At 58.8% G+C, this 1,739-nt stretch carries 2 protein-coding genes, 1 tRNA gene and 1 pseudogene; all 4 read right to left on the reverse strand.

The features are described from left to right. Positions 1-172: 172 nt before the first annotated feature. Complete coding sequence (locus FN369_RS08680; RefSeq protein WP_142525765.1) at positions 173-637, reverse strand: hypothetical protein; 465 nt, start codon at positions 635-637, stop codon at positions 173-175. 372 nt (positions 638-1,009) lie between these two features. Continuing rightward, positions 1,010-1,080: transfer RNA gene (locus FN369_RS08685), tRNA-Gly, on the reverse strand. A 68-nt stretch (positions 1,081-1,148) separates the two neighbouring features. Then, on the reverse strand, positions 1,149-1,442 hold the full coding sequence (locus FN369_RS08690; protein WP_142525766.1) for a hypothetical protein: 294 nt from the start codon (positions 1,440-1,442) through the stop codon (positions 1,149-1,151). Between the two features lie 21 nt (positions 1,443-1,463). Further along, positions 1,464-1,739: pseudogene (locus FN369_RS08695) on the reverse strand (DUF3761 domain-containing protein); the annotation flags it as partial.

Raw genomic sequence — 1,739 nt, forward strand, 5'->3', positions numbered from 1 at the left:
CCGCCGTTAACGGCGGCTCTGCGGGCCCGTTGGGTCTATCCCGCTCAAAAGAAGGAGGAACTTTGCGAGGGCTATGCGTTTGGGCCCGATTCCTCTTCCTGCTAAGGGGCAACCACCTCTTGGGTAAGGGAGAATGGATCCTTTGAGGAATGGGTCGAGCGGGCTTCCTAATTCAAGGCCTCGGCTTTTCACCGAGAACATGCCAGATGTAGTCCTCGGCACCGGGGAGCAGAAAGTTCTCTCCGAGTTCCTCAAGTTGCGGGGGTCTGTCCTTCCATCGGAGTCTGCCGTTGACCCGCACAAGAGTTCCTTCCTGCTCCAGCTTCCGAAGGCGCATGGTGAGCGATGGCAAGGTTCGTGCGAGGTCCTTTTCTATGTCTTCGCGAAGAAGCTCTGAGTCCGTTTGGAAACCGAAGTTTCCTCCCCATCCAGCAACCGGATTGGGTCCGGGATTCTGGCTCTGGTAGAGACGAAAAAGGGCTTCCCTCCACTCCTTGCCGGCACTGGGATAGGATAGCTTTGCAATTTGCTCCATGAGATCCGCCGGCAAAGAATGCGCAAGAAGCAAAAGCTTCTTGGCGCTGGGATCGAGCCAGAGCATGAGGAGCTTGCGGAGATAGCTGATATAGTTTCCCACGAATCTTTCCCTTGTGGAAAGCATACGCTGGAAGCATGCCCTGTCAATTTGGAGCTTTCCAAGGGTCTCCAAACGGCGGCGATCGCTTTCCCTCACTCGGAATTTGGAAAAAAGCGTCTTGATACGGCGCGGCACCGCCAGAGAACGCTAAGTTACTCTTTGTAACTGCCGCTCTCTGAAGGGAGGCAACTTCTTATAGAAGAGCTTCCGCTCTCCATCTACACAGGAAAGAGAGCAGCCTTGAGACGGCCTTCCCGGAGTTTCCTTTTGCCTCTTCGCTCCCTTCTCCGGGCAGTGCGGGGAGATCCGAGCCTCCGCTTGCCCGGCTTGAGGAACGCGCTGGAGCGGAGGGAGAGGAAATGGGAAAAGGCTAGCGGGTGAAGGGAATCGAACCCTCGCTACAGGCTTGGGAAGCCCGTGTTCTACCACTGAACTACACCCGCGTAGCAGGGAAAATGCTCCCTTCGATCGGCCGAATTGTCAAAGGCAATTGTCGGCCGAGCTTCGAATCCTACCCGAGATACTCGACCCTTCCCTGCCCGTCGCGGAGGCAGACCGAAGCGCCCGGATCGGCGAGCACGAGCTCGAGGCTGGAGCCGGCGGCGAAGACCAGGACGAAGCGGCTGCCGCTTTCCAAGACCTTTTCGATCACGGCCTCTGCGGGGATCTCCGGGGGGGTCGAGCCGAGCCGGACCTGGAGCTGGGAGCCGTCGGTGAAGGAGAGCGTGAGCTGAGTGGGAGCGGCTTCGCTCCTGGCAATCTTCCGTCCGTGGAGGATCGGGCTGAGCTTTCGATTGAGAGCCATGGGTGCCTCTTGGGTATCGGGTTACTCCCCGCTTCCGTGCGCTGGGTGGAAGCCTCGGGCGCGGGCCTCCGCCTCTCTCATATATTGCCCCTGTTTGGTCTTTCCATAAAAGGAAGAACCGGGCTTCCAGTAGGCACCCGAGCGGGTATTGACCCAGACAAGGGAGCCTGGAGCGCTCTCCATCTCCGATGGCTGCACCCTCCGGCGGCTCTTGGATCCCTGCTCCCCCTCTCCGACGTATTTCCGGTAGGCCTCGATCCAGTTGGTTGCAATCGCCTTCTGGGCTTCGCCCAGATC

It is taken from the genome of Methylacidimicrobium cyclopophantes (genome assembly GCF_902143385.2).
GTDB lineage: Bacteria > Verrucomicrobiota > Verrucomicrobiia > Methylacidiphilales > Methylacidiphilaceae > Methylacidimicrobium > Methylacidimicrobium cyclopophantes.

Bases quoted from the DNA above. Each gene is read 5' to 3' on its own strand.
- FN369_RS08690 (WP_142525766.1), bottom strand. From the start codon at position 1,442: ATGGCTCTCAATCGAAAGCTCAGCCCGATCCTCCACGGACGGAAGATT.